The organism is Pseudomonas sp. P1_C12 (assembly GCF_056406435.1).
Window position 1 is genome coordinate 28,586 of record NZ_JBFUAE010000025.1, and the last position, 26,533, is coordinate 55,118.

At 58.9% G+C, this 26,533-nt stretch carries 26 protein-coding genes and 2 pseudogenes; 16 read left to right on the forward strand and 12 right to left on the reverse strand.

What is annotated here, in order from left to right; translation table 11 throughout:
• Positions 1-58: 58 nt before the first annotated feature.
• From AC1D19_RS28050 to AC1D19_RS28070, 5 genes are all read right to left on the reverse strand, one after another.
• Positions 59-277: a DUF4287 domain-containing protein gene (locus tag AC1D19_RS28050; protein WP_477765295.1), complete on the reverse strand. Its 219-nt coding sequence runs from the start codon at positions 275-277 to the stop codon at positions 59-61.
• 113 nt (positions 278-390) lie between these two features.
• The gene (locus tag AC1D19_RS28055; RefSeq protein ID WP_477765296.1) at positions 391-2,769 is read right to left on the reverse strand and encodes a DUF3772 domain-containing protein; all 2,379 of its coding nucleotides are present in this window, start codon (positions 2,767-2,769) and stop codon (positions 391-393) included.
• A gap of 108 nt (positions 2,770-2,877) precedes the next feature.
• The gene (locus AC1D19_RS28060) at positions 2,878-4,308 is read right to left on the reverse strand and encodes a heavy metal sensor histidine kinase (protein WP_477765297.1); all 1,431 of its coding nucleotides are present in this window, start codon (positions 4,306-4,308) and stop codon (positions 2,878-2,880) included.
• A gap of 8 nt (positions 4,309-4,316) precedes the next feature.
• On the reverse strand, positions 4,317-4,988 hold the full coding sequence (locus AC1D19_RS28065) for a heavy metal response regulator transcription factor (RefSeq protein ID WP_477755628.1): 672 nt from the start codon (positions 4,986-4,988) through the stop codon (positions 4,317-4,319).
• 84 nt (positions 4,989-5,072) lie between these two features.
• The gene (locus tag AC1D19_RS28070) at positions 5,073-5,330 is read right to left on the reverse strand and encodes a DUF2790 domain-containing protein (RefSeq protein WP_477765298.1); all 258 of its coding nucleotides are present in this window, start codon (positions 5,328-5,330) and stop codon (positions 5,073-5,075) included.
• 372 nt (positions 5,331-5,702) lie between these two features.
• Here AC1D19_RS28070 and AC1D19_RS28075 point away from each other — a divergent pair, with 372 nt between their 5' ends.
• From AC1D19_RS28075 to AC1D19_RS28085, 3 genes are read left to right on the forward strand one after another with little or no spacing between them, the layout of a single operon-like run.
• Complete coding sequence (locus AC1D19_RS28075) at positions 5,703-6,668, forward strand: Bug family tripartite tricarboxylate transporter substrate binding protein (protein WP_477765299.1); 966 nt, start codon at positions 5,703-5,705, stop codon at positions 6,666-6,668.
• A 1-nt stretch (position 6,669) separates the two neighbouring features.
• Positions 6,670-7,152, forward strand: coding sequence for a tripartite tricarboxylate transporter TctB family protein (locus AC1D19_RS28080; protein ID WP_477755625.1), 483 nt, complete (start codon positions 6,670-6,672; stop codon positions 7,150-7,152).
• Positions 7,153-7,167: 15 nt separating this feature from the next.
• Complete coding sequence (locus AC1D19_RS28085; RefSeq protein ID WP_477755624.1) at positions 7,168-8,676, forward strand: tripartite tricarboxylate transporter permease; 1,509 nt, start codon at positions 7,168-7,170, stop codon at positions 8,674-8,676.
• 75 nt (positions 8,677-8,751) lie between these two features.
• Here the strand turns inward: AC1D19_RS28085 and grxC are convergent, their stop codons facing one another.
• Together grxC and AC1D19_RS28095 are read right to left on the reverse strand one after the other, a co-directional pair.
• The gene (gene grxC / locus AC1D19_RS28090) at positions 8,752-9,003 is read right to left on the reverse strand and encodes a glutaredoxin 3 (protein ID WP_477765300.1); all 252 of its coding nucleotides are present in this window, start codon (positions 9,001-9,003) and stop codon (positions 8,752-8,754) included.
• A gap of 26 nt (positions 9,004-9,029) precedes the next feature.
• Positions 9,030-9,548, reverse strand: coding sequence for a carboxymuconolactone decarboxylase family protein (locus tag AC1D19_RS28095; RefSeq protein WP_477765301.1), 519 nt, complete (start codon positions 9,546-9,548; stop codon positions 9,030-9,032).
• Between the two features lie 134 nt (positions 9,549-9,682).
• Between AC1D19_RS28095 and AC1D19_RS28100 the strand changes: the two genes are divergently transcribed.
• The gene (locus AC1D19_RS28100; protein ID WP_477765302.1) at positions 9,683-10,498 is read left to right on the forward strand and encodes a helix-turn-helix domain-containing protein; all 816 of its coding nucleotides are present in this window, start codon (positions 9,683-9,685) and stop codon (positions 10,496-10,498) included.
• Positions 10,499-10,630: 132 nt separating this feature from the next.
• On the opposite strand, the gene AC1D19_RS28105 is transcribed toward AC1D19_RS28100, so the two are convergent.
• Positions 10,631-11,062 (reverse strand): nuclear transport factor 2 family protein, encoded by a 432-nt coding sequence (locus tag AC1D19_RS28105; protein WP_223515445.1) that lies wholly within the window; start codon positions 11,060-11,062, stop codon positions 10,631-10,633.
• Positions 11,063-11,220: 158 nt separating this feature from the next.
• Here AC1D19_RS28105 and AC1D19_RS28110 point away from each other — a divergent pair, with 158 nt between their 5' ends.
• Complete coding sequence (locus AC1D19_RS28110) at positions 11,221-11,871, forward strand: DUF2238 domain-containing protein (RefSeq protein ID WP_477765303.1); 651 nt, start codon at positions 11,221-11,223, stop codon at positions 11,869-11,871.
• Between the two features lie 180 nt (positions 11,872-12,051).
• Here the strand turns inward: AC1D19_RS28110 and ilvD are convergent, their stop codons facing one another.
• A complete protein-coding gene (gene ilvD / locus AC1D19_RS28115; protein WP_477765304.1) occupies positions 12,052-13,734 on the reverse strand; it encodes a dihydroxy-acid dehydratase in 1,683 nt (560 codons plus the stop codon).
• A 410-nt stretch (positions 13,735-14,144) separates the two neighbouring features.
• Between ilvD and mqo the strand changes: the two genes are divergently transcribed.
• The 3 genes from mqo (at position 14,145) to AC1D19_RS28130 (ending at position 18,452) form a co-directional block, all read left to right on the forward strand.
• A complete protein-coding gene (gene mqo / locus AC1D19_RS28120) occupies positions 14,145-15,791 on the forward strand; it encodes a malate dehydrogenase (quinone) (RefSeq protein ID WP_477765305.1) in 1,647 nt (548 codons plus the stop codon).
• 480 nt (positions 15,792-16,271) lie between these two features.
• Complete coding sequence (locus tag AC1D19_RS28125) at positions 16,272-17,138, forward strand: LysR family transcriptional regulator (RefSeq protein ID WP_477765306.1); 867 nt, start codon at positions 16,272-16,274, stop codon at positions 17,136-17,138.
• A 105-nt stretch (positions 17,139-17,243) separates the two neighbouring features.
• The gene (locus AC1D19_RS28130; RefSeq protein ID WP_477765307.1) at positions 17,244-18,452 is read left to right on the forward strand and encodes an MFS transporter; all 1,209 of its coding nucleotides are present in this window, start codon (positions 17,244-17,246) and stop codon (positions 18,450-18,452) included.
• On the opposite strand, the pseudogene AC1D19_RS28135 reads toward AC1D19_RS28130, so the two are convergent.
• Positions 18,449-18,574 (reverse strand): annotated as a pseudogene (locus AC1D19_RS28135) (transposase domain-containing protein); the annotation flags it as partial. The gene AC1D19_RS28130 and the pseudogene AC1D19_RS28135 overlap by 4 nt on opposite strands.
• Between AC1D19_RS28135 and AC1D19_RS28140 the strand changes: the two are divergent.
• The 7 genes and pseudogenes from AC1D19_RS28140 to sorB form a co-directional block, all read left to right on the forward strand.
• Positions 18,570-18,737 (forward strand): annotated as a pseudogene (locus tag AC1D19_RS28140) (transposase domain-containing protein); the annotation flags it as partial. The pseudogenes AC1D19_RS28135 and AC1D19_RS28140 overlap by 5 nt on opposite strands.
• 552 nt (positions 18,738-19,289) lie before the next feature.
• A complete protein-coding gene (locus AC1D19_RS28145) occupies positions 19,290-19,544 on the forward strand; it encodes a helix-hairpin-helix domain-containing protein (RefSeq protein WP_477765308.1) in 255 nt (84 codons plus the stop codon).
• Entirely contained in the window at positions 19,537-20,250 is a 714-nt protein-coding gene (locus AC1D19_RS28150; protein WP_477765309.1) for a helix-turn-helix transcriptional regulator, read from the forward strand. Before AC1D19_RS28145 ends, AC1D19_RS28150 begins: the two co-directional genes overlap by 8 nt.
• A 44-nt stretch (positions 20,251-20,294) precedes the next feature.
• On the forward strand, positions 20,295-20,603 hold the full coding sequence (locus AC1D19_RS28155) for a hypothetical protein (RefSeq protein WP_477765310.1): 309 nt from the start codon (positions 20,295-20,297) through the stop codon (positions 20,601-20,603).
• A gap of 446 nt (positions 20,604-21,049) precedes the next feature.
• Positions 21,050-21,358, forward strand: coding sequence for a DUF6124 family protein (locus AC1D19_RS28160; protein ID WP_477765311.1), 309 nt, complete (start codon positions 21,050-21,052; stop codon positions 21,356-21,358).
• Positions 21,359-21,810: 452 nt separating this feature from the next.
• Positions 21,811-23,052 carry a SorA family sulfite dehydrogenase catalytic subunit gene (gene sorA / locus AC1D19_RS28165; RefSeq protein ID WP_477755820.1) on the forward strand — a complete coding sequence of 414 codons (1,242 nt, stop codon included), beginning with the start codon at positions 21,811-21,813 and terminating at the stop codon, positions 23,050-23,052.
• Between the two features lie 10 nt (positions 23,053-23,062).
• Entirely contained in the window at positions 23,063-23,707 is a 645-nt protein-coding gene (sorB, locus tag AC1D19_RS28170; protein WP_477765312.1) for a SorB family sulfite dehydrogenase c-type cytochrome subunit, read from the forward strand.
• An 85-nt stretch (positions 23,708-23,792) separates the two neighbouring features.
• Here sorB and AC1D19_RS28175 read toward each other — a convergent pair whose 3' ends face one another.
• Positions 23,793-24,587, reverse strand: coding sequence for a glycosyltransferase family 2 protein (locus AC1D19_RS28175; RefSeq protein WP_477765313.1), 795 nt, complete (start codon positions 24,585-24,587; stop codon positions 23,793-23,795).
• 129 nt (positions 24,588-24,716) lie between these two features.
• Positions 24,717-25,349: a dihydrofolate reductase family protein gene (locus tag AC1D19_RS28180; RefSeq protein ID WP_477755817.1), complete on the reverse strand. Its 633-nt coding sequence runs from the start codon at positions 25,347-25,349 to the stop codon at positions 24,717-24,719.
• A gap of 379 nt (positions 25,350-25,728) precedes the next feature.
• Between AC1D19_RS28180 and AC1D19_RS28185 the strand changes: the two genes are divergently transcribed.
• Entirely contained in the window at positions 25,729-26,478 is a 750-nt protein-coding gene (locus AC1D19_RS28185) for a hydroxypyruvate isomerase family protein (protein ID WP_477765314.1), read from the forward strand.
• The last annotated feature ends 55 nt before the right edge of the window (positions 26,479-26,533 follow it).

Genomic DNA, 26,533 nt, shown 5'->3' on the forward strand with positions numbered 1-26,533 from the left:
GGCAACAGAAGGTTAACGGTGGAGCCGGTTTTTACCCGGCTCCACCGACTGCGCGTGGCTAGGCGCTTTTGGTGGCTGCCAAATGATAGGCAACCAACGCGTTTGCGTGGCCGTGACCCATGCCGTGTTCGGCTTTGAGCCAGGCCACCATCTCCATGTGTTTCTTGTCGCCGACGGTTTTAAGCAGATCCAGCCAATGGGTGATCGGCTGACCGTACTTTTTTTCGATTGACGGGAAGTACGAAGCCGGTCCTTTGGTTTTTGTCTCTTCGGTCACGATGCAAACTCCCTATTCGATTTTCCAGGTTCGAAAGCAGCGCCGGTTACGTTACTTATTTGCCGTCAGTGAGTCCATCATGATCCAGCGACCACCTGCCGTGTGAACGAGCATCACACGGCAGGCGGTTTCGCCAGTTCAATCCCCGCGGCACCCAGCCGCTTGAGAATCTCGAACAGCAGCTCGCTTTTGATCGCGCCGACCGTGCGTGGGCTGCCGACATAACCGGTGATGGTCAAGGTGATGCCTTCCGGTTTCAGCTGACTGAAGCGCAAAAACGGCGCTGGTTTATCCAGAATGGATTCATGCTCGGTGTAGGTGTCCATCAGCAGGTTTTGCACCAGCTCCGGATCGATATCCAACGGGAACATCAGTTCGAGTATCACCACGCCCTGGGCGCTGCCGCCGAGGGTGACGTTGCGCAGGTTCTGCGAAATCAGGTGGGAGTTGGGCACGATCATGATCGAGCGGTCGGCCAGTTGTATTTCCGTGGCCCGCACGTTGATTCGGCGAATGTCGCCTTCGACGCCACTGATACTGATCAGGTCGCCGACTTTCACCGGGCGCTCGGTCAGCAGGATCAGGCCGGAGATGAAATTCTTCACGATCTCCTGAAGGCCGAAGCCGATACCCACGGACAGGGCACTGACGATCCAGGCCAGGTTGGTCCACTTGATCCCCAGCGACGCCAGCGTGAGCAGGACGACGGACACGTAGCCGATGTTGGCAAACAGGGTGCTCAGCGAGGCGCACATGCCCGGGTCCATCTCGGTTTTCGGCAGGAACTCGTTATCCAGCCAGCGCCGTAATGAGCGAATCAGGTAGATGCCGATCACCAGGGCGAGGATGGCATTGACCAGGTTGTCCGGGACGATGTTCAGTTTGCGCAGCCCTTCGCCGCCGAGTATGGCCACGGTGCCGGTGACCAGTTGCCCGAGCGTCGTCCCCACGCCGCCGACAAACAAGGCAATGATGCCGATCAGCAGGAGGATGGCGCGGCCTGCCCCGGACAACACGGTGCAGATCTGCTCCAGGCGCGGATTGCCGATGCCCAGCAGCTGTTTGATGGTCTTGCCGGCGGGTTGCCGGGGCGAAAAAACGTAGTCGCAGGTGTCCTGGTAAACCTGTGTGAGCAGGTAGAAACCGGCGAAGATGATGAATATCCAGACCAATTCATAGGTGATGAAGCGGGCCATCGTCACGTAGCCGATCACCAGGGCGAACAGGGACACCACCACGGCAATGCCGGTAAACGCATAAATCAGGCCGGCGAAAGTGGTGACGCCTTCGGGAGCCTCGCCGGCCACTATCAGGTCCCTGCGAGTCTTGCTGACGCGCAACAGCAGCGCACCGATCACCAGTGCCGCGAGCAACGCCACGATGCCCCGACCGAACAACACCACTTCGGCGCTCATGCCGGTGACATTGCTCATCTGCACCAGGGTCACCAGCACCAGCAGCATGCTAGCCAGCAACCTCGGATAGGGCTCCATCGCCAGCGCCACCGGATCGGCAATATCGGGCAGGCGCCATGAGGGATGTTTGGTCGACAACAGTGCGCGACTCAATCCGGTGATCAGCACGCAGGTATAGGCCAGCTTTTCCAGATACTGCGCCAGGTCGGCCAGCAGCGGGGTGTAGGGCAGTTGGCGGGTCCCGGCAAAATGCAGCAGTTGCAGGGCGATGCCGGCGGTCAGCACCGTCGCCATTACCGATGCCAGCGCAAGGGAGCTGCGCCGCAACCGGCCTTCAGGCATTCGATGGATGCACAACCATGCCAGAACCCGGCCGGCGAGCTTTCGCCCCACGGTCCAGATGGCCAGCGCCAGGATCAGCAGGGCGGCCGTGATCCCGCGTTGTCCGGGTTGCCAGGCAGCCCGGTGCGTGACCTCGAGTTGCTCGATGAGAGCGCTGAAACGTTGGCGGTCCTCGATCGGAAAATCGAACAATGGCGACCAGAAACCCGGGTTCAGGATACTGCTGGTCTGCTGGGTCACTTCCGCTTCCAGCAGGCTGCGCCGAATACTGCCAATCTGGGTGATCAGCTCGGCGGCACTTATTTTCAGCGCGGCCAGGGTTTTGAGTTGGCTATCGATCTTGTTTTTTTGCTCGCTGAGGGTGTCTCGTTGGGTTGTAATCGCCGACGTCACCAGTGCGTTCTCGTCGAGCAGCACTGGCCCCAGCACGTTGAGTTGCGCCTGCAACTGCGCCTGCCCGGGCAGCAGCGATGTGGACAGGCGTTCAATATCCTGAATGAGTACTTGCACCAAGTCCTGTGAGCTTTCCAGCTGGGTGTAATTGCTGGCCTGGGAAACCTGCTGCTTGAGGCTGTTCAGCTGGTTTTGCACCCCCAGTAATTCGCTGTCGGAGATGCTGATGATCGGGGCTGCGGGGGCGGGGGCAAGGGTGTCGGACGCCGCCAACAGCCATCCCGGGCTGGCCGTCAGAAGCGCGAAGGCGACGTAAATCATTGACCTCAGTACATTGCACATCGGCGTGCTCGACGGGTTGTTAGTCACTTAGCCAATGAGGTTAGGTCATGACACGCGCCCTCGAGCATTGTTTTGTCGCAAGTGCCCCGGGTGGTTTTCGCTCAGGCGTTACTCATGCTGTTGCCGCGCCGGGAAAAACAGTTCGAAGCAGGTGATGCCGTCGGCACTGCTGACGTGGCAGGCACCGTTGTGCAGTTGCATGATCGTCGCCACGATCGACAGGCCCAGGCCATTGGATTGGGCCGAGCGTTCGCGGGACTCATCGACCCGGTAGAAGCGTTCGAACAGCCGTGACAGATGCCGGGCCGGGATGGTCGGGCCGTGGTTGCGCACTTGTACCTGGATGCCGTCGGCGGTCGGGCTGGCGTGGATGCACAGCTCGGAATGCGGCGCGCCGTACTTGATGGCGTTGGCGCACAGGTTGGCCAATGCACGACGCAGCAACATGGGCTCGGCCCAGATCAGGCCGCTGCCCCGGGCATTGATGCAGATGCCAACGTCGGTTGCCGGGCCTTCGAAATAGTCGGCCATGCGTTGCATTTCGTCGGCGGCATCCAGCTCCTGACGCTGGCGCAAGGCACTGCGCGGATCGGTGCGGGCCAGAAACAGCATGTTGTCGAGCATGCGCGCCAGGCGTTCAAGCTCTTCGACATTCGAGGCCAACAGCTGCTGATAGGCGTCGGTGCTGCGGTTCTGCTGCAAGGCCACCTGGGTTTCGCCGAGCAGGTTGTTGATCGGCGTGCGCAGCTCGTGGGCCATGTCGGTCGACACCTGGCCCAGTTGTATGAAGCCTTTGTCCAGCCGGTCGAGCATGGCGTTGAAGGCGTCGATCATCGGCAACAGTTCCAGCGGCGCGCCCTGGCTGTCGAGGCGTTCGTTGAGGTTGCCGACGTCGATGCTCTGGGTGTGGCGGGCCAGGCGCCGCACGGGCAACAGGCCACGATGCACCAGCACATAACCGGACAGCGCCAGCAGAATCGCCGCGACGCTGGCGAACAGGTACACATTGAGCCGGTAGTCGGCGAGCACGGCGGTGCGTTCGGTCATCAAGCGCCCGGTCACCACTTGCAGGCTGCCCAGGTCACCGGAGTCGATGGTCGCTGCCAGGGCGGAAAACGGCACGCCATTGACGTTGGGCAAATGCTGCACGTCGTCCAGGGTCAGCCGATGATCCATGGCCACCGGGGTCAGCACCGGCATTGTCAGGTTGCCCGGGTTGACCACCAGCAACGGCGGTTGGCCCGGGGTGCCGATGGTCAGCAGGGCCTCGCGGTTGCCCATCATGTTCTGGAACAGCGCCGGCTTGGCCTTGATCAGGTCCAGGGTGTTGCTGTCGTTGAGGAAGGTGCGCAACTGGTCGATGCGAGTGATCAGGGCAATGTCGTCGCGACGGATCAACTCGCGCTCCAGGTCGCGGTACAGCGCGACACCCAGCAGCGCCAGCGAGACAAACGCCAGCAGGGCAAACACCAGCGCCAGACGCAGGGTCAGGGAGTGGCTGAGACGGGAGGCGGATTGCAGCGGCGTCATGGCATTCATGGGGGCATTCAGGGTTGAGTGTCGAAGCGGTAGCCGATGCCGCGCACGCTGTGGATCAACTTGAGCGGGAACGGATCATCGATTTTCAGGCGCAGGCGGCGCACGGCGACATCGACGACATTGGTGTCGCTGTCGAAATTCATGTCCCAGACTCGCGAGGCGATCATCGAGCGTGACAACACTTCGCCCTGATGGCTGGCGAACAGGTGCAGCAGGGCAAATTCCTTGTTGGTCAGGGTGATGCGGTTGCCGGCGCGGCTGACGCGGCGCTTGAGCACGTCGATCTGCAGGTCGTCGACGTGCAGGTGTTCTTCTTCCCGGGTAGGGCCACGCCGGGTCAGGGTGCGCAGGCGTGCCACCAGTTCGGCGAAGGAAAACGGTTTGATCAGGTAATCGTCGGCGCCCAGTTCGAGGCCTTTGATGCGGTCGGCGATGTCATCCCGGGCGGTGAGGAACAGCACCGGTGTGTCGGCTTCCTTGCGCAAGCGACGCAGGACTTCCCAGCCATCCATCTTCGGCATCATGACGTCCAGCACGATCACATCGAAATCGTGTTCCAGGGCCAGGTGCAAGCCGTCGACGCCGTCCCGCGCCAGGCTCACGGTGTATCCGAGTTCCTGCAGGCCGTTGAGCAGGTAATTGCCGGCCTTGGGTTCGTCTTCGACTACGAGGATGTTCATCGGGACCTGCCTGTTTCGGTCGGGCTACGGGGGCGCATCAGTGGCGCAAGTGTAGCCCGATCAGCGGTGACGGCAGGCATCCGCTCAGTTCTCACCAATGCAGCCCACGCCCTGGACCTGGTAGTCCAGCTGGTGCTCGCGACCCTGGTGGTCGAGGTAGTTGAACTGCGCTGGCACGATGCCGCACTTGCCGTTGAGGTCGGTCATCGACAGGACCTTGGCCACCTCCACCGGGACATAGAAGCCGTCTTTGTCGTGAATGATCGATGAGGTGGGCTGGTTAGCGGCAAACGCCGAACCGGTGGCGAGCAGGGCGGCAAATCCAAGGATCAACATTTTCATGACGAATCTCTCTCTACAAGGGCAGGGTGGCTGCCGGTGGTTGGCCTGACAGTGAGTTCAGGTTAACGAGGCGATCCGGACAGCCGACCAACAGCTTGATGACAAAGTTGTAATGAAAGGCAGGTTGGAACACCGCAAACCCTTGTAGGAGCGAGCTTGCTCGCGAAGGACGTAAAGGCACTGTGTTTATTCAGACAGCACGCGTAATCGTTAGCGTCCATCGCGAGCAAGCTCGCTCCTACAAGGTGTCGCAGCGCTTTAAAACAAATCAACCCACGGATCCATGGCCTAAGCTTGTTCGCAAGCCCATGTTCATCGAGTACGTCGATGGGCAAACGGCACCTATAAAAACAATGCAATCAGGAGATGCCCATGTCCGCTTTGATCCATCGTTTCAGTCGCTGCGTGGCCGCTGGTTTGACCGCTGCCGTGCTGGTCGCACCCGCCTTCGCGCTGGATACCGTGAAATTCATGGCCCCGGGCTCGGTGGGCGGTGGTTACGACCAGACCGCCAGGGTGCTGGGCAAGGCCATGGTCGAAGCCAATACGGCCAAGGCCGTCACTTTCGAGAACAAGGGCGGGGCCGGCGGGACCCTGGGCCTGGCGCAATTTGCCAACAGCACCAAGGGTGACCCGAACGCCTTGTTGGTGGTCGGGGCGATCATGGTCGCGGGCATCGAACAGAACAAACCGCAGATCAGCCTGAAGGATGTGACGCCCATTGCCCGGCTGTTCACCGAGTACAACGTGATCGCCGTGCGCAAGGAGTCCGAGTTCAAGACCCTCGATGACCTGATCAAGGCCTTCAAGGCCAATCCGACGAGCATCACCTGGGGTGGCGGTTCCAAGGGCTCGGTGGATCACATCGGCATCGCCGAGCTGGCGGGCAAGCTGGACGTGCCGGTCAACAAGGTGAATTACGTGGCCTTTGGTGGCGGTGGCGAGGTGGTTGCCCAGGCGCTGGGCGGGCAGCTCAAGGTGATCACCGGCGGTTACGCCGAGCTGGGCCAATACATCAAGACCGGCCAGTTCCGTGTCCTGGCCATCGGCGCGCCGGAGCGCGTTCCCGGCATTGATGCACCGACCCTCAAGGAGAGCGGCTATGACGTGACGATCGGCAACTGGCGCGGCGTTTACGGTGCAGCGGGTCTCACCCCGCAGCAGCGCAAGGAAGTGATCGACGCGGTCGTGGCCGCCACCAACAGCAAGGTCTGGCAGGACAATATCCAGACCAACGCCTGGACGCCCAGTGTGCTGACCGGCGATGAGTTCGGCAAATTCGTCGCGGAAGAACACGTGCGGTTGCACGCCATGCTGGTCAAGGTCGGGCTGATTTGAAATGGCCACACTGCGCGCAGTGGTGCCGACGCAATTGGCCGTCGGCATCGGCCTGATCGCCATCAGCGTCGTGCTGGCGATTGGCGCCTACCGTTTTCCGCCTGAAATGGGTTTTGTCATCCTCCCGGCGTACGTTTATCCCTATGTCGTGGCAGGGTTTCTGGGCGCAGTGGGGCTGCTGCTGGGGTATCAGGCCATCAGTGGCGGCTTTCGCGAGCTGGATAACGACACCCCGACGGTGCCGGGTGGAAAAGCCGGTGCGGCCTGGGTGACCGCGGGTCTTGTCGGGGTGGCGGTGCTGATCAACCTGATCGGGTTTGTGCTGGCCGCCGGGTTGCTGTTTGCCTGTTCGGCGCGGGGTTTTGGCAGCCGTCATCCCGTGCGGGACCTGGCCATCGGCATTGCCTTGACCCTGCCGATCTACTGGCTGTTCAACGCCGGGCTCGGGGTTTCCCTGCCGTCGCTGATCAACATTTGGCTTTGAAAGGAGATCGACACCGTGGACATTCTTTCAAGCCTGGCGATGGGTTTTGCCGCGGCGTTGACGCCGATCAATCTGATGTGGGGGTTCATCGGCTGCCTGCTCGGCACCGCCATCGGCGTGCTGCCGGGGATCGGTCCGGCGTTGACAGTGGCCCTGTTGTTGCCGATCACCGCCAAGGTCGACCCCACCGGCGCCTTGATCATGTTCGCCGGTATCTACTACGGCGCGCAGTTCGGCGGTTCCACCACTTCGATTCTGCTCAACACCCCCGGCGAGTCGTCGTCGATGGTCACGGCACTGGAAGGCAACCTGATGGCGCGCAACGGCCGGGCCGGACCTGCGCTGGCAACGGCGGCGATCGGCTCGTTCGTCGCCGGCACCATCGCCACGATTTTGCTGACGCTGTTTGCGCCCATCGTGGCCAGGCTGGCACTGAATTTCGGCCCGACCGAGTATTTCGCGATCCTGGTGTTGTCGTTCACAACCGTGTCGGCGGTGCTCGGCGCCTCGATGCTGCGCGGGTTTGCCTCGCTGGGCGTCGGGCTGACCATCGGTTTGATCGGGCTGGATTCGACCTCGGGTATTGCCCGCTACACGTTGGGCGTTCCCGAACTGGTGGACGGTATCGAGGTGGTGCTGGTGGCGGTCGGTTTGTTCGCGGTGGGCGAGGCGTTGTACAGCTTGCTCTATCAAACGGAGTCAAATGAAGGGCGGCATCGCCTGACCTCGCTGTGGATGACTCGCGCCGACTGGAAACGCTCAGTCCCCGCCTGGTTGCGCGGCACCCTGATCGGTTTCCCGTTTGGTTCGATTCCGGCCGGTGGCGCCGAGATTCCGACCTTTTTGTCCTATTCCACCGAACGCAAACTCAGCAAGTATCCCAAGGAGTTTTCCGCCAACAAGGGCGAGGGCGCCATCGAAGGCGTCGCCGGCCCGGAAGCGGCCAATAATGCCAGCGCGACCGGATCGCTGGTGCCGTTGCTGACCCTGGGCATCCCGACGTCCGCCACCGCTGCGATCCTGCTGGCGGCGTTCCAGAACTACAACCTGCAACCGGGGCCGATGCTGTTCGAAACCTCCGCCGACCTGGTCTGGACGCTGGTGGCCTCGCTGTACATCGGCAACGTGATCCTGCTGGTGTTGAACCTGCCGCTGGTGGGGCTGTGGGTCAAACTGCTGCAAATCCCCCGGCCGTACCTGAACGCCGGCATCCTGGTATTCGCCACCATCGGCGTGTACGGCATGCGCCACTCATCCTTCGACCTGATCCTGATGTTGGCGATTGGCTGGGGCGGGGTGCTGATGCGCCGTTTCGACTTCCCCGTCGCCCCGGTGATCGTCGGCATGCTGCTGGGGCCGATGGCCGAGAAACAACTGCGCAACGCCTTGTCCATCGGCCAGGGCGACTGGACGGTGTTCGTCACGCAACCGATCTCGGCGTTCTTCCTCGCCCTGACGCTGCTGGTGCTGGTGGTGCCCCATGTGTTGCATAAACGCGGCATCAAGTTGCATGAGGATGATTGAGCAATCCCTGTAGGAGCAAGCTTGCTCCCACAGTGTCTTGCAGTGGACCAGGTGGAAAACCAATACCTGACTAACTCAGGCCAGCATCGACATCAACCCACCCTGATGATCCAGTTTGGCCAGGTCGTCGAAGCCGCCGATGTGCGTGTCGCCGATGAAAATCTGCGGCACGCTGCGGCGGTTGCTGCGGCTGAGCATTTCCTCGAATTTGCCTGGCTCGCGCTGAATATTGATCTCCTGCATCGCCACGCCTTTGCTCGCCAGCAAGGCCTTGGCGTTGCGGCAGTAAGGGCAGGTGTCGGTGGTGTACAAGGTCACGGTGTTCATGGTGAGTACTCCGTCGTTCAAGTCATTCAAGCGTCGATGGCCGGGAAGTCGATGTCGGTCAGCGCTGTGTTGTTCAGGTAGTTGGTCAACGTCTGCGAAGCCACGTGGGCGATCACTTCGATGATCTTGCCGTCGTCGATACCGGCGGCACGCGCAGTGGCGATCTGTTCGACCGTCAGGTGGCCACGGCTTTCGGTGACCTGGCGGGCAAGGGTGGCATAGGCGTTGAGTTCACCCTGACGCGCACTGAGGATGTCCTGACCTGATAGCCCGGCCTTGCCGGCAAACAGCGTGTGGGCCGCCAGGCAGTAGTCACAGCCGTTGACCTGCGAGGTGGCGAGGAACACCGCTTCTTTTTCCGTGGCGCTCAAGGACGTCTTGCCCAGTGCGGCCGAGTTTTGCAGGTACGAGGCCAGTACCGCCGGGGCGTGGGCCAGTACCTTGAACAGGTTGGGCAGAAAACCGATTTTCTTCTGCACGCCTTCCAGCAGCGGGCGGGTGGCGTCGGTGGCGTGTTCCAGGCTGATCGGGGCAATGCGGGTCATGGTGATACTCCGTGGTGTGAGGCGCGGAATGCGCTGGGTACGGAGCTGATGTTAGGGAGAGTACTTGGCTTTTTGGATGCAAATCGTCGAGGATATGCGACAGATCGTCCAAAACTGCCTTCGGGAGCTTTGTCATGGATCGCTTGTCCACGTTGCTCACGCACTTCGGCGTCAATGCCGGCACCTTTCACAGCGGCACATTTTGCGGCACCGCCGCCTACGACGGCCAACAGGCCAGCGGCCATCTGCACCTGCTTCAGGCCGGTGAACTGTTGCTCAAGATGGGCGATCAGCCGGATCTGCAGATGAGCGAACCGACCCTGATCTTTTTCCCCCGGCCCTATCGACATCGCCTGTTCGCGTCTGAAGCGTCCGGCACGCAACTGGTGTGCGCGACCCTGGATTTCGACGGCGGTGCGGGCAATGCCCTGGCGGCGGCGCTGCCGGATTACCTGGTGCTCAAGCTCGATGAAATTCCGACCCTGGCCGGGACTCTGGAATGGCTGTTCAACGAGGCGTTTGACGGTACGTGCGGACGCGAAGCGGTGATGGATCGCCTGTTCGAGCTGCTGGTGATTCTGTTATTGCGGCACATCCTGAGCACCACTGGCCAGCAGCCGGGCATGATGGCCGGCCTTGCCGATGCGCGCCTGGCGCGGCCCCTGAGCCTGATGCACGAAACCCCGGCCAAGGCCTGGAGCGTGGCCGAACTTTCGGTCGCCGCCAACATGTCGCGGGCCAGTTTCGCCGAGCACTTTCGCCAGGTGGTCGGGCAGACGCCGGTGGATTACCTGGTGAGCTGGCGCATCAGCCTGGCGCAGAAACGCCTGCGCGAGGGCCGGCCGATTGCGCTGATTGCCGAGGAGGTCGGTTACGAAAGCCCCTCGGCGCTGGCCCGGGCGTTTCGGCGCAAGACCGGGCTGAGCCCGCGGGAGTGGAAAGGTAGTTGATTCACCCGAAAACCCCTGTAGGAGCGAGCCTGCTCGCGATAGCGTCAAGCCATTCGACATTGATGTTGAATGGACTACCGTCATCGCGAGCAGGCTCGCTCCTACAGGTTATGTTGGTGGCTTACGAATTCATCAGAACTTGAACGCCTGTCGTCCTACCAGCAGCCATTTACCGTCCTGCTTTTGCCAGATCTGGAAGTTTTCGATTTCGGTTGGTACCACTTCAGTACCTTTGAGCGCTTGCGCCGAGAAGTGGTGACGGACCAGCGCGACATCGCCCGAGACGGTTATGGTCTGGTTCTGCATCTCCAGGGTCTTGAACGCGCTTTTGCCGGTTTCGATGTCGGCGATGAAGGCCTGCTTGTCCTGGATCTTGCCGCTGGAATGCCCGTAGGTCAGGTTCTCGGCGGTCAAGGCGTTCAGTTCCGGGATGTCTTTGTGCAACATGGCCTGGGTCAGGTGGTCGACCGCCTGGGCCACGTCCTTGTCCGCGGCAGCGGGGGTGGCGGCGACGTAGCCGCTGAACAGGCACAGAAAACCGATCAGCACTTTTGCTTTTTTCATGAGTGTTTCCTTGTTGTTGTAGGGATAGCGCGACGACTGGACGATAATTCGTCAGTCATCGTACAACCTATCATGCATTGGAGGAAAAAAGCGAACTTGCCTGGCACCCTTGCCTCGAAGCTAAAAGGGCGATGTCCTGACTTCGAGGTATTGCAGTCATGCAGCCTAACCAACGTTTACGGCACGACCTGACATTGCTCGTGGTATTTCTGCTGATTGTCGTGGTGTCGGGTTTTTCTCCCCGCAGCCGGGTGGACTGGGCGCTGGAAAACCTGCTGGTGCTGTTGCTGGTGGGGACGCTGGTGACGGTTTCTCGCTGGTTTCGCTTGTCTGCGACGTCCATCACGCTGGTGTTTGCGTTTCTGTGCGTGCATGAATTGGGCGCTCACTACACCTATTCCCTGGTGCCTTATGAACACTGGTCTTCGGCGTGGTTGGGCTTCAGTTTCGACCAAGCGTCCGGTATTCACCGCAATCACTACGACCGACTGGTGCATTTCAGCTACGGGCTGCTGCTGGTCTATCCGGTGCGCGAAGTGTTGTGGCGCCTGACGCCGTTGCGCGGGTTCTGGCTGTTTTTCGTGACGCTGAACGTCATGCTGTCGACGTCCGCTGTGTATGAACTGGTGGAGTGGATCGGCGGTGCCTTCCTGGGCAATGACACGGCGAATGCCTTCGTCGGCGCGCAAAACGACCCCTGGGACTCGCAAAAGGACATGGCCGTCGCGGTGGTCGGTGCGTTTGCCACTCTGTTGCTGGTGTCCCTGCGCGGCATGGTGCAAAAACAAGCGATGACGACCGCAAGGTGATTGGGTAGACGGCTTCGGCGGGGTAGCTGTTGAGGTAGAGGTTGCCTGACAGGACGCCATCGCGAGCAAGCTCGCTCCCACAGGGATTGGGGTTGTACACAAATGTTGCGTACACCTGATTCACTGTGGGAGCGAGCTTGCTCGCGATGGCAATATCCCAGACAACGCAGGACCAGCCCCCTAAAGATACTTATCAGTCACAGCCCCCTCCGAAGCACTGGACACCGTCTTCGCATACTTGGCCAGCACCCCGCGCTTGTATTTCGATTCCGGGCGAACCCAACGGCTCTTGCGCTCGGCCAGGTCCGCGACAGACACGTCAACGGTAATCTGCCGTGTCTCAGCATCAATGATGATTCTGTCGCCATTCTCGACCAACGCAATCGGCCCGCCCTCAAAGGCTTCCGGCGTGATGTGACCGACCACGAAACCGTGGGAGCCGCCGGAGAAACGGCCATCGGTGATCAGCGCCACCTCCTTGCCCAGGCCCTTGCCCATGACCGCCGACGTCGGCGAGAGCATTTCGCGCATGCCCGGTCCGCCCTTGGGGCCTTCATAGCGGATCACGATCACTTCGCCGGGCTGCACTTCGCCATTGAGAATGCCGGCCAGCGCACCTTCCTCGCCGTGATAGACCCGGGCCGTACCTTCGAAGCGCAGGCCTTCCTTGCCGGTGATCTTGGCCACGGCGCCGCCGGGCGAGAGGTTGCCGCGCAGAATGACGAGATGGGAATCCTTTTTGATCGGCTGGTCGAAAGGCCGGATCACGTCCTGGCCGGCGGGGTAATCGGGCACGTTTGCCAGGTTCTCCGCCAGGGTCTGGCCGGTGACGGTCAGCACATCGCCGTGCAGCATGCCGGCATCGAGCATGCGTTTCATCAGTGGTTGAATGCCGCCGATGGCCACCAGCTCGCTCATCATGTATTGGCCGCTGGGGCGTAGGTCGGCGACCACCGGGGAAATCTTGCCCAGCTCGGCGAAGTCATCCAGGGTCAGTTCCACATCCACCGCGTTGGCCATGGCCAGCAGATGCAGCACGGCGTTGGTCGAGCCGGCGAGGGCGATCACCACACGAATGGCATTCTCGAAGGCTTTACGGGTCATGATGTCGCGAGGCTTGAGGTCGAGCTTGAGCAACTCCATGACCTGCTGGCCGGCGCGGAAGCTGTCCGATGCCTTGTCGCCACCAATGGCCTCCTGAGAGCTGGAACCGGGCAGGCTCATGCCCAAGGCTTCGATGGCCGAGGCCATGGTGTTGGCGGTGTACATGCCGCCACAGGAACCGGGGCCGGGAATCGCCACTTCCTCGATCTGCTTGACCTGAATCTCGCTGATATCGCCCCGCGCGTGCTGCCCCACGGCCTCGAACACGGAAATGATGTCGGTGTGGCCGGCGCCCGGCTGGATGGTGCCGCCATAGACAAAGATCGACGGGCGATTGAGCCGTGCCATGCCGATCAGGCAGCCCGGCATGTTCTTGTCGCAGCCGCCGATGGTCACCAGGCCGTCGAAACCCTCGCAACCGGCCACCACTTCAATGGAGTCGGCGATCACCTCGCGGGACACCAGCGAATACTTCATGCCTTCGGTGCCGTTGGCGATGCCGTCGGAAATGGTGATGGTGTTGAAGATCACGCCCTTGGCACCGGCGGCATTCGCGCCTTTTTCGGCTTCGAGCGCCAGCTTGTCGATGTGCATGTTGCAGGGCGTGACCATGGCCCAGGTCGAGGCGATGCCGACCTGCGGCTTCTGGAAGTCTGCATCGGTAAAGCCCACGGCCCGCAGCATGGCACGTGCCGGTGCGGCTTCCACGCCGTCGATCACTTGAGAGGAGTACTTGCGCAGATCGTCTTTGTCGCTCATGACTGCTCCTTTCGCTCATGGCTGTTCCTATCACTCATGGCTGTTGCTCACACACTCGGTGAGAAAAACAGGATGAGTATAGAATGCCGGGCGCCCGGGCCCGGACTAACCGGTCGGGAACAGACGCGCGGGTAAGCCTTGTCGTGATATTCTGCGCGCCAACTTGGTTTGACCTATTCAGTTTGCATGTCCGCAAGACGTGCCGACGGAATCACTGTCGCTCAAGTAGCTGAAGCCAATAACGATAAAAAGTCAGTTCAGAAGGGACATTAAAGTGGGGTCGATGCGGTTCATCGGCCTTGTGTGCCCACCCTGCAATCCTTGAGTGCCGCCCCCGTGACTGCCGTGAAACATGGGGCTGTGCGCATGAGGATGGAAGGGCGGATGGCGTTTTATCATAGGTGCTACAGATGTTTAAAAAAGTGAACACGGCCCTGCTGGGGCTGGCTTTGTCGATGGGGATGTCATCCGTCCACGCGCAAGAGGCCAAGAAAGTCGATGTGCTGCTGATCGGCGGCGGCATCATGAGCGCGACCCTGGGTGTCTGGCTCAATGAGCTGGAACCTGGCATGTCGATGGAAATGGTCGAGCGCCTCGACGGCGTCGCCCAGGAAAGCTCCAACGGCTGGAACAACGCCGGTACCGGTCACTCCGCCCTGGCCGAGCTGAACTACACCCCGGAAGACGAGAACGGCAAGGTTTCGATCCCGAAGGCCGTTGAAATCAACGAGGCCTTCCAGATCTCCCGTCAGTTCTGGGCCTGGCAGGTTCAGCAAGGCGTGCTGAAGAACCCGCGTTCGTTCATCAACTCCACCCCGCACATGAGCTTCGTGTGGGGCGATGACAACATCAAGTTCCTGAAAAAGCGCTACGAAGCCCTGCAAGCGAGCCCGCTGTTCGCCGGCATGCAGTATTCCGAAGACCCGGCTGTGATCAAGCAGTGGGTGCCGCTGATGATGGAAGGGCGTGACCCGAACCAGAAGATCGCGGCCACCTGGAGCCCGCTCGGCACTGACATGAACTTCGGCGAAATCACACGTCAGTTCGTTGCACACCTGCAAACCACGCCGAAATTCGACTTGAAACTGTCCAGCGAAGTGCAGGACATCACCAAGAACGAAGACGGCAGCTGGCGCGTCAGCTACAAGAACCTCAAAGACGGCAGCAAGACCGAAACCGACGCCAAGTTCGTGTTCATCGGCGCCGGCGGCGGTGCCCTGCACCTGCTGCAGAAGTCCGGCATTCCTGAAGCCAAGGAATACGCTGGCTTCCCGGTAGGCGGCTCGTTCCTGGTGACCGAGAACCCGACCATCGCCGAACAACACCTGGCCAAGGCCTACGGCAAGGCTTCGGTGGGCGCACCGCCGATGTCGGTTCCACACCTGGACACCCGCGTGCTGGACGGCAAGCGCGTGATCCTGTTTGGCCCATTCGCGACCTTCAGCACCAAGTTCCTGAAAGAAGGTTCGTACCTGGACCTGCTGACCACCACGACCACCCACAACGTGTGGCCAATGACCAAGGTCGGCATCAAGGAATACCCGCTGGTCGAGTACCTGGCAGGCCAGCTTATGCTGTCGGATGAAGACCGCATGAACGCCCTGAAAGAATACTTCCCGAACGCCAAGGCTGAAGACTGGCGCCTGTGGCAAGCCGGCCAGCGCGTGCAGATCATCAAGCGTGATGAAGCCGCCGGTGGCGTGCTGAAACTGGGCACCGAAATCGTCGCATCGCAAGACGGCAGCATCGCCGGCCTGCTGGGCGCCTCCCCAGGCGCTTCGACTGCCGCACCGATCATGCTGAGCGTGCTGCAGAAAGTGTTCAAGGACAAGGTCGCGACCCCTGAGTGGCAGGCCAAGCTGCACCAGATCGTACCGAGCTACGGCACTCAGCTGAACAACAGCCCTGAGAAAGTTGCAGAAGAGTGGGCCTACACCGCCAAGGTGCTGCAGCTGACTCCGCCACCAGCGGTGATCGCGCCGGCTGTGAAGCCAGTGACTGTCGATACTGCTGTGAAGGCTCCGAAGGCTAATGCTGCGAGTGATATGGCTCTGTAATTAGAGACCGGATCAAAAAAAGCCCACTGAACCGGCGACGGTCAGTGGGTTTTTTTGTGGGCTGGAAAATGATTCTGGAGGCATGATCGGCATTATGTTTGTAAGCGTCCGTCCAATACACCTTGCGCAACGAAACTGACCTGCACCGGGCTAGAATCCTAACCCAGCCGCGTCGGGGATGCTGGAAGCGATGCGTTAGGTGCAAATGGAAGTGCGTGGAGTGAGCAGTGGAGTCGAAGTCGGAGCGCCGATGGAAGGACAAGGGCCCCCTGATATCCCCCGCGATTTTGCCCATTGCTCTACAGACCCCGGGGGGACTAAATATTCCATGCCCGTCGTGATCGCTGTAATCACCAAGCGGTTCTTGGGGCGGAGAACATGGGGACGAAATTAAGTCCAAGCTATATGCGGCAGCGCCACCTGATTTATCGGTAAGCTACGCTTTTCGCTCGCTGTAAATCCACTCCTAACCACACTCTGATGACCAATATGCTTGACTGGGACAGCCTCCGTTTTTTCTTTGCCTTTGTTCATGAGGGCTCCTTAGCCGCTGCGGCTCGCTCGCTGGGGGTGGAGCACGCGACTGTGGCTCGCCGAATAGCTGCCCTTGAAGCCTCTTTGGACATGAAGCTGGTAGATCGTAGGGGTCGTGTCTACCAACTGACCGAGGATGGTGTGAGGGTAGGTGCATATGCAGCGCAGATGGAGTCTGCGTCACTTGCGCTCAGGCGATTCGCTGACGGGGGAGAAAACCGTATTGAGGGTGCGGTGATCTTGTCTGCACCTCCTGCATACCTCGGAACGTTGGTAGCTCGGCGACTTGGGGTATTGCGCGAGCGTTATCCCCGGTTGCAGCTGACGCTCGTCGGAGCCAAGTCCACTGCGTCGTTGGCAAGGAAAGAAACCGATATTGCCATTACCTTCAGCAGGCCGGATGAACAGAGTGTCGTCGCCAAAAGTCTCGGCTCATTGCGTTTTTACCCTCATGCTAGCGAGGACTACATTAGTCAACGTGAACCTGAAGAGTTCGAGTTCATAGGCTACGACCGTAGCATGGAGGATTCGGTACAGCAGCAATGGCTCCTGGATCGGCTGGAAGGAAGACCGCTTTCCGTCACCAGCAACGACCTGCGCATCCAGGCATTAGCTGCCGTAGGCAATGCTGGCATAGTTTTCCTTCCGGATTTTTTAGGCAAAGAATATGGGCTGGCAAGGGTTGATATGGATCACACACCGCTGGAACTACCCATCTGGCTCGCGTTTCATGAAGATTTACGCAGCTCTCTAAAAATCCGGGCGGTGCTTGATTTCCTCATGGAGGGATTAGTGCAGGCACAGGAACTGTGAATTTTTTCACATCTGGTTTGTGATTTTGATGAATGGGCCATCACGAAACATACCTCTACTCTGGGCTCCGAATTGAATTCCTGCCCACTGAGAGGCCCTTCACCAATGAGCAGTTCCCATCCCATAAAAAGCTCAATGGCTGTGTACCGTACAGCTTGGATCGTGACCGCGATTTTTATACTTTCAAATGCCGCTACGCCACTCTACAGCTTTTGGCAGCAGTCCCTCGGCTTCGCGTCGGGGGTGCTAACCGTAATTTTTGCCTGCTACATCATTGGTCTTCTTCTAACTCTCACCGTCGCTGGGCAGCTGTCCGACCACTACGGGCGCAAAGCCTTGCTTCTACCCTGTGTGGGGCTGGCTATCATTGCAGCGATTCTGTTCGATCAAGCGCACAGCATCGGCGTCTTGATGCTCGCACGCTTCCTCACCGGCGTTTCGGTGGGCCTCGTTGTATCTGGGGGTATGGCGAATGTCGTCGAGCATGCTCAGCCTCATCGCAAGCATTTTGCTTCGCTAATGGCATCTGTCGCGATGGTGGCCGGAGCGGGCACGGGGCCGCTATTGGCAGGGGTCGTTGCGCAATATCTTCCGAACCCGATCCACACAGTCTTCCGAGTGGAAATCGCGATTTTGTGCGTGGCGCTCCTAGCGCTACTCAATCAAAAAAACCAAAAGCTTGGGGGCGGTACGTTTAAAGCGCGCTTGCCCACCGTCGCTAAGGAAAACCTCGGCATCGTGCTATTGGGGATAGCGTTCTTCGGCCCTGGAATAACTTCGACATCATTCATCCTGTCGCTCGGCCCCAAGCTGATAGCGACTTTTCTAGGCGTGAATAGTCCCCTTGTCACGGGTTGTATGGCCTTTTCAATGTTCCTCGTCGCCGTAGGTGTGCAGTTTGCGGCGAAGCGATACAGCAGCCGTACCGTGTTTTTGCTTAGCGGGATCGGTACTGTCTTCTCAATGATTTTCGTGTGGATCGCGCTGGAAAGCGGTTCCGCTCCATGGCTGATCGTTTCCGCTCTGTTGGCGGGCGCCGGTCAAGGCTTGGGCCAGTTAGGTGGACTGATCCTTATTGCTGACCGCGTGCCTGCGCAGCGCAGAGCCGAAACCAACGCAGTGTTCAACATGGGAGGGTATGTGCCTGCTGGGGCGATCCCGGTGTTAACAGGTTACTTGATCGACTTTTGGGGGTTGAGCATTGGAATAAGCTCACTTGCGCTCATTATCGCGAGTCTTGCTTCTTTGGCGCTCACGCAGCTTTGGAGGCACGTCCCTAAGCAAAGTCAAACTCGTACACACGGCGAGGCCTAACGAGCCCACTTATGTGGCAGCAAATCGATAATCTGACTGGCGCGCTGGGTTGGCAAGCGCCTGAGGACGTCTTTCAGATAGGTGTATGGATCGTGCCCGTTCATGCGCGCAGACTGGATCAACAGGCATGATCCGTATGTTTATCTTAAAGACGTTCTGACACGCCTTCCGACGCAGCGGGCGAGTGAGATCGAAGAGCTTCTACCTCATAAATGGAGCGAATCACAGTCGGACTGGATTAGTGCGCGCTACGTCCCGAATAGGGCCATTCCAAGCGATGGGTGAGAGTAGGGATACTACGATAAGGAAAGCTACCTGGGACAGGTAGAACGGCTCCAGCCACTGTTGCTTCAATGCGACGTAAAAAGTGTTATGGGTTACGTCGACCAAAATAATCGCTATCGTAAGCACGATTCCGGCTCTTGGCTTGAGGAAAAGTAGCAGTGCTGCAAGCGGGTCAAAAAACGTAAGCGCCCCCCAGAAAATACGGCTGGCCAAGTAAGTGCCAGACCCGTATCCGTAGTCCCAGAGCAATCCATACGAAACGTCTGCACGGATGTGATTAACGGTTGCGATTAAAAGGCAGCATGCGAACAAAATTCTGACGGCGAATGACAATCTTGGCATAGCGTTATCTACATTCGTGATCTACGCCCTGCATGATAGCGGGATCGACCAACGACGCGTTGCAAACTGGGAAGGTGTGATCGCTGAACGCTTACGCTGAACCCACCTGCCTGATGCCTGCGCTTAGAGCGATGGAGTCCATCTATTGAGATGCCCTCTTGCGTCGGGCAAACTCCGGTTGCCTCATTGGCCGATTACAGGAGTTTACGGATGCCATTTCCACTGACGGAACATAATGCCTTGTTGGCCCTGAAGGGCGTAGGGCCGGCTGTTATCGCTCGCCTTGAGCAGATGGGCATTGACTCGCTAGCTGTGCTCGGTAAAGCGAATGCTTGTGACATCCTGGCTGAGGCATCGGCAGCAGTGGGATCGACTTGCTGGAAGAATAGCCCCCAAGCTCGGGCCGCCATTAACGCGGCCATTGAGCTTGCAAAGGACTCTTGGTTGAGCACACCTGGTGCGTAAAGCTGATCGCTTATTTCAATTGGTAAATCTGATTCGTGTCCATCAGCCAATCTCTGCTGAACGACTGGCTAGCCGAATTGGCGTTTCCGTTCGCTCAATCTATCGATACGTCGACGACCTTTCCTTCAGTGGAATCCCAATCTATGGTACCGCTGGCGTGGGGTATGCCTTGGATGCCGATTTTGAGATGCCGCCGTTAACGTTGAACAGACTCGAACTGGATGCATTGATGCTCGGGATGGAAATGCTCTCAGCTTCCGCCGATAACGATCTAAGTGCTGCTGCGAGGATGTTGTTGAGCAAAATCTCAGCGTCCATAGTCCATCATAAGGTTGACCCCAGCGCGGCAAAAATCAGGGCACTTGGAACAACACCTTCCTCGACGCGTGGTCATTTGGCAACCCTTCGAAATGCCATCGAAAACGCTCAGGCGCTGAAGATAACTTATACCAGCCTGGACGGTGCGGTTTCGCAACGCCTCATTTCCCCCCTTGGCCTTTTCTACTGGGGAGGAAAGTGGACGGTTGGAAGCTGGTGTAGTACCAGGGTGGCTTACCGCGATTTTCGGGTCGATCGTATAGCCTCCATCGTTATTGCTCAACGACCATCACCCGACAATCCTGCCCTTGATCTCCAAGCGTATATGAAGCACCAGGCAAGCCAGTGGAAAGCGATCACCACTACTGACACTACGCTGTCAGTATGAGCTACTGATAATTGGGACTTCCAAACACACAGCAGGTCATCCCTATGCAGCGCTCATCTCATGTACTCGAATTAGCCATTTTCAAGGTCAAACAGGAATGCGTTGCGCAAGTGCCAGTACTTCGCGCGAGGCTTCGTGAAACGTTAAAGACCTTTCCGGGTTTGATTGAGTACCACGCGTACTGCCCTATGAGCGACGACCGAATCTTCGCGGACTTGGCAATGTGGGACAGTCTTGAGAACGCACAAAAAGTGGCAAAGGCGTTCAACGATGGAGATCCGAGATTCTCCGAGTATATGTGCGCTATTGAAAACCTGACGTTCATGAGTCATCTCGTTCCAGAGATGAGTTGACCCCAACGGTCTGCCAGAGCAGGCAAGAGACACCGATGCCTTTGCTGTCAGGCATCGGTGTTGTCACTTTCAGTGTCAGTGTTCTCAGATCACCTATTGCTAGGTAAATATGCAGCGTCCCGCCAGGCTTTTGATGACTTTTTGTTGGTTTGAAAGCGGTAATTAGCCTCAAGTTTTTCCATATTCCATGGGGCTTGCACTTCACAACTCACCTCGCTAACCTTGGCCCGTCGCTGCCAATTCAGCGAACGGGTGTGGTAGCCCGGTTTCTTCATAGACCCAGAACGCCTCAGGGCGTTTTTTTGTGCTGGCTGCTTTGTGGCGGCTGTGCATGGGAGGCTTCGGCCTGCCGGGTTCCTATGACCGGTCTACCACCCTGTGTACAGCCGTCTCCCTATTTTGCGTGGTAGCGGATGGGGAGGGGCTCACTTCATAGGAGCTTCACAATGATAAAACCAACTCCGAATCCCCCTGAAACGGACGCGCAGATAGACGCCGATTCCGAGTCCTCATCTCGCAAGCCCCAAATGACCGACCGCCGTCCCAACCCCATCTTCACCATCGCCCCCAACGTCAACAACGAGACCCTCCTGGTTCATGCCTGTGAAACCCTTGCCTCGGCCAGTGTCATGGCCAGTGAACTGGCTTTTATCCTCTCTGGCCCAAAATGTAATTTGGCACTGGGGGTTCAACAGATGATTGCCTTGGCGGAACTATCGGTGAACCGCGTGCTGGATCAGGTAGATCCGCAGTAGCAGGCGAGGGCGGTTTTAGCCTGATGTGAAAAAGCCCACTGAACCGGCGACGGTCAGTGGGCTTTTTTTGGGTTCTTCACGCAATCCCGGGAAACTGTAGGAGCCAGCTTGCTGGCGATGGACTCAAGTACGCCGCGTTTATCCGGTTCACACGCGTTATCGTTATCGACCATCGCGAGCAATCGAGCGTCGACCGGCTGCTCCTACAGAGGACCACATTCGCTTAACTGAACAGCATTGCTCTCTATGCCGCACGCTTCGGCAGCCCCTGTCATCAATTGCCAAGTCACTGACGCTTAATGTGAAGCAACCCGCTTGCACGTGACGATACTGGTTTGTTTACCGACCTCGAACCGTAAAGCGAAACCGCATTGGCACATGAAGTCCTGCCTCACTACTCTGATGGGGGACTGTCAGTTGCATCTCAATAAAACAATCAGAGAGAGCGCAGAATGAAGTTCAGTTTCGTAGACAGCAACCAGCCGAGCCGCCGGCGGGTTTTACGCGATGCATTCACTTTGGCTTTGGCGGCCTCGCCGTTGGCAAACCTAGCCAAGGCAGCAGACGAAAACGCTGAAGAAGTGACCTTTGCCGCTGGCCCACGACCGTTGGTGCAATACCCGCAAAAACGCCCGTTGACCCTGGTGACCACTCGACCGCCGCACCTGGAGACGCCGTTCCCGGTGTTCAACGAAGGGCCGATCACGCCCAATGACGCCTTTTTCGTGCGTTATCACCTGGCCAATTTCCCGACCAGCATCGATCCCGACAGCTACCGTCTGACGATCAAGGGTTCGGTCGATACGCCGCTGTCGCTATCTCTTGCCGAGCTCAAGGCCCTCGCCGAACCGGTGGAAGTGGTGGCCGTCAATCAATGTTCGGGTAACAGCCGTGGCTTCTCGATGCCGCGGGTGTTTGGCGCCCAGTTGGGCAATGGCTCGATGGGCAATGCGCGGTGGGTGGGGGTGCCGCTCAAGGCGGTATTGGAAAAGGCCGGTGTGAAAGCCGGTGCCGCGCAAGTGACTTTCCGTGGGCTCGACAAACCCGTGCTGCCGAGCACGCCGGAGTTCATCAAGGCGCTGGACATCAGCCATGCCATGGACGGCGAGCCGATGATTGCCTGGTCGATGAATGGCACCGACCTGCCATTTCTCAACGGTTACCCGATTCGTCTGGTGGTGCCGGGCTATTTCGGCACGTATTGGGTCAAGCACCTGAGTGAGATCGAGGTCATCGACCATACCTATGACGGTTTCTTCATGGCCAAGGCGTACCGGGTTCCGGATAACGATTGCTTCTGCATTGCCCCCGGCACCACGGCGGCGAAAACCCGGCCGATTTCCAGGCTGCCGGTGCGCAGTTTCATCACCAGCGTTAAACACGGCGATGTATTGCCGCTGAACAAAAGCGTGGTGCTCAAGGGCATCGCGTTCGACGGTGGCGTTGGGGTCAACAAGGTGGAGGTGTCGATCGACGGCGGAAAAATCTGGCGCGAAGCTGCGCTTGGGCAGGACCTTGGCCGTTTCTCCTTCCGTGAGTGGACACTGCCGATCACCTTTACCAGCAAGGGCGCCACGCAGTTGATGGTACGGGCCAGCAACAGTGCGGGCGAGACTCAGCCGCTGCAGGCGGACTGGAACCCCGGTGGCTACCGCCGCCACGTCGTCGAAACCAGCCACGTGACCGTCGCCTGAGGAGGACTGCATGAAACTTGTGAAACTCATGAGCACCGTGCTGTGCGCGGTTCAGGTTGGTCTGGCCAGCATGGCGGGTGCAGCGCCACTGTCGATCACCTTGCCGCCCGAAACGGCGGCGCTCAAGCCCAGTACGTTGCCGGGCTACCCATTGGCGCAGCAGAAGTGTTCGATATGCCATTCGGCCGATTACATCAACTTCCAGCCGCCTGGCATGAGCCTGGCGCAATGGACTGCTGAAGCAGGCAAGATGCAGCAGGTGTACGGTGCGCCGATCAGCGACCAGGAGGTGAAGGTGATCGGCGCCTATCTGGCAGTGACCTACGGCAGTGCCCAGGCGAGCGATGCCGATGTTCAGGCGGCCTCGAACCCGCCGACGGATCAGCCACCGACGGTGTCGGTAGCGAAAGTCGCCTCGGCCTTGCTCCAGGACAACGCCTGCCTGTCCTGTCACGCGGTCGACCACAAGGTCGTCGGCCCGGCCTATCACGATGTGGCGGTCAAGTATGCCAATGACCCGCAGGCACTGGCCCGGGTAATGTCGAGCATTCAGCACGGCGGTAGCGGCAAGTGGGGGGATGTGCCCATGCCACCGTTCGCGCAGTTGAGTTCGGACGACCTGAAGAGCCTGGCGACGTACATCATGAAGCAGTGAATCAGCGTTAGCCTGATGCGAAAAAGCCCACTGAACCGACAACGGTCAGTGGGCTTTTTTGGGGGCGCAGGTTTGTTCAAGACATCTAGTTGGTTGCACTGAAGCGCTTTAGAATGTCCTGGTACATCTTGGTCCGTCGATGATCCTGGCCATAACCGCCAGCAGCGGCAACGGTGCCGGCCTGGACGTGGTCCAGGTACTTGAAGATTTTGCCGGGCGACAGAAACACGACCTTGTAGCCAAGTCCGATCACCCGGTCTTGCAACTCATAACCGGGCACACGGTCGTCGATCTGAAAATGCAGACCCTGCTGCTTCATCAGCCTGCAATTCCATAGCGTGCAAAAGCTTTTCAAGTAAGTTTCTCTGTAGGGTTTTGGCTCTTTTGATCGCAGGCCGAGCGATTGCTTGAGGCGCCGGTAATGGTGCTTGAGCAGGCGTGAAGTGAAGCGCCACACGGTCCTTGGCAGTCCGCGGTTGAGTTGTTCCGTGCAACCGACCGCTGCGACGTTTCGATCTTTTGTGCAGTGGTCCATCATCATCGCGAAGACGTTTGCATCGAAGACAAACGTGTCGGTGTGCATCAGGAACAGATAGTCGGTATCAACCCTGGTCAGTGCCATGTCCAGCGCCTTGCCATGGGCGATGTGGCCCGGCTCTTTGGTGGGGGCATCCCGTTCGACCAGATTGATCCAGTCGAGTGAGCGCAAATACTCGACGCTGGCGTCCGCCGAACCGTTATCCACCACCCAGACCGGGATTGCGGCTTTGCGTACAGGCTCGCGCAATAGGTCCAGGCAGATCCTGGTCAAATCAAGGGTTTTGTAATTAACCAGAACGATGCTGAACGGTGGCTTGGCGTTTGTATCGACACTACCCATCTTCGAAATGCTCGACGACTTAAAAGCGTCGAAGACTAACAGAGGCAACCTTAGCCCAGGCTTAATTTCACCTGGGCCGTTGGTGTCGAGGCGGGCACAGGGTTTTGAGCCGCTTGCCAGGGGCGCAGGCTATCGCTGCCTGACGCCCTCGAATGTGCCAGTGCGCACCTCGCCACTGCGGATGTAACGGGCGATCAGCACGCCCCCGGGCGAGCTGATCGAGTTGAGCAAGGTGAAGGCCGACGCTTGTGCATTGTCGTCGAACAAATGCTTGCCGCGCCCCAGCAGGATGGGATGAATCATCAGCCGCAACTCGTCCACCAGGCCGGCGGCAAGCAGTTGGCGCACCAGTTCGCCGCTGCCTTGGGTCAGTAGCTGAGGACCGTCCTGGCGCTTGAGCGCGCTGATCGCGTCGACCAGGTTGCCCTGCAGCGCATGACTGTTCTGCCAGGCCAGCGAATCGGCGCGATGGGTGGCCACGTGCTTGGGTACGCCGTTGAATAGATCAGCAATGGTGTGGTGAGTGGAGTCGGCCTGAATGTGTGGCCAATAGGCGGCGAAGATGTCGTAGGTACGACGTCCCAGCAGCAACTCGAACGGCTGGGAGAACAGGTCCTGTACGGCCTGACCGGTGGTTTTGTCGGCGTAGGGGACGATCCAGCCACCGAAGCGGAATCCACCACTGGTGTCCTCTTCAGGCCCGCCGGGCGCTTGCATGACGCCGTCCAGACTCACGAACGCGGCAACGGTGAGTGTGCGCATGTTCTTCTCCTGATTCATCCGGATGAAAAAGTTCAGGCAGGGAAATCTGCGATCCCTTGGGACCATTCCCTGATAGATAGTCGAACCGGACGCTGTGAAATCGACAACAAGCTGCGCGGTTTTCTATTTCTCGTGGGAATGCATTGCGATAAGCCCCTGTTTTCCAGTGGCCGCTGGTGGACGCACGATGTAATGCGGTAGCCAGTCAGTCGAAGATCTGCGATCTGATTTGTTTCGCCCGGTTTTCGATGATGAGCGACGCAGGGTAGGCACTGGCTCGCTCTGGTCTGTCTGTATGGACCACTTACGATAGTGTAGTGTCGGAGCCACAAAGGATGTTCCAGGCTTTTCGTTTCTTCCCAGGATGGATGTTTACCCAATGCTCAAGTTCAATGCTCATCTCGGTTTTCAATTCAATGAATTGCCTTTTCTGCAACGCATCGAAGCCGCCGCCGCCGCTGGATTTCGGGCGGTGGAGTTTCCGTCGCCCTATGAATTCGACGCCAGTCTCCTGGCCGACCACTTGGCTCAATACGCTCTTCCTCTGATTCAGTTCGCTGCACCGGCGGGCGTCACCAAAGGCATTGCAGCCCTGCAAGGCAAGGAAGAAGAGTTTCGCGCTGGCCTGGTCCAGGCCGCCCGTTATGCAAAGGTGCTGGCTTGTTCGGATGTCCACATCATGTCTGGAGTTACGACGCAGGATGAGGCTGCGCTTATCTTCGGGAGCAACCTTGCGTATGCAGTCAAGTACTTCGAAGATCAGGGGTTGCGGCCCCTGATCGAAGTGATCAGTTCGAAGGAAATGCCGGGCTACTACATGTCTGACTTCAGCAGGGCGCAACAGGTGCTGGAGACCTTCCCGAGTGTCGGGCTGATTCTCGATCTTTACCATGCCCAGCTTTTGACCGCAGACGCAGCAGATGTTCTGGCTCGATTTTATGACCGAACCGTCCATGTGCAAATTGCTGACTGTCCGGGTCGTCACGAACCGGGAACGGGGAGCATCGACTTTGCTGCCTTGTTCGCGGCGCTGGAGCAGCGTGGCTACCCAGGATGGATCGGGTGTGAATACCGTCCTTCCGTCTCTACCGTTGCGAGCCTGGACTGGATCAAGCAGCTAGGTGCTTAGCACTTGCGGGCACCCGTTACCCTGATGCACTCCTCAGGTGGAGAAATTTGAAAGG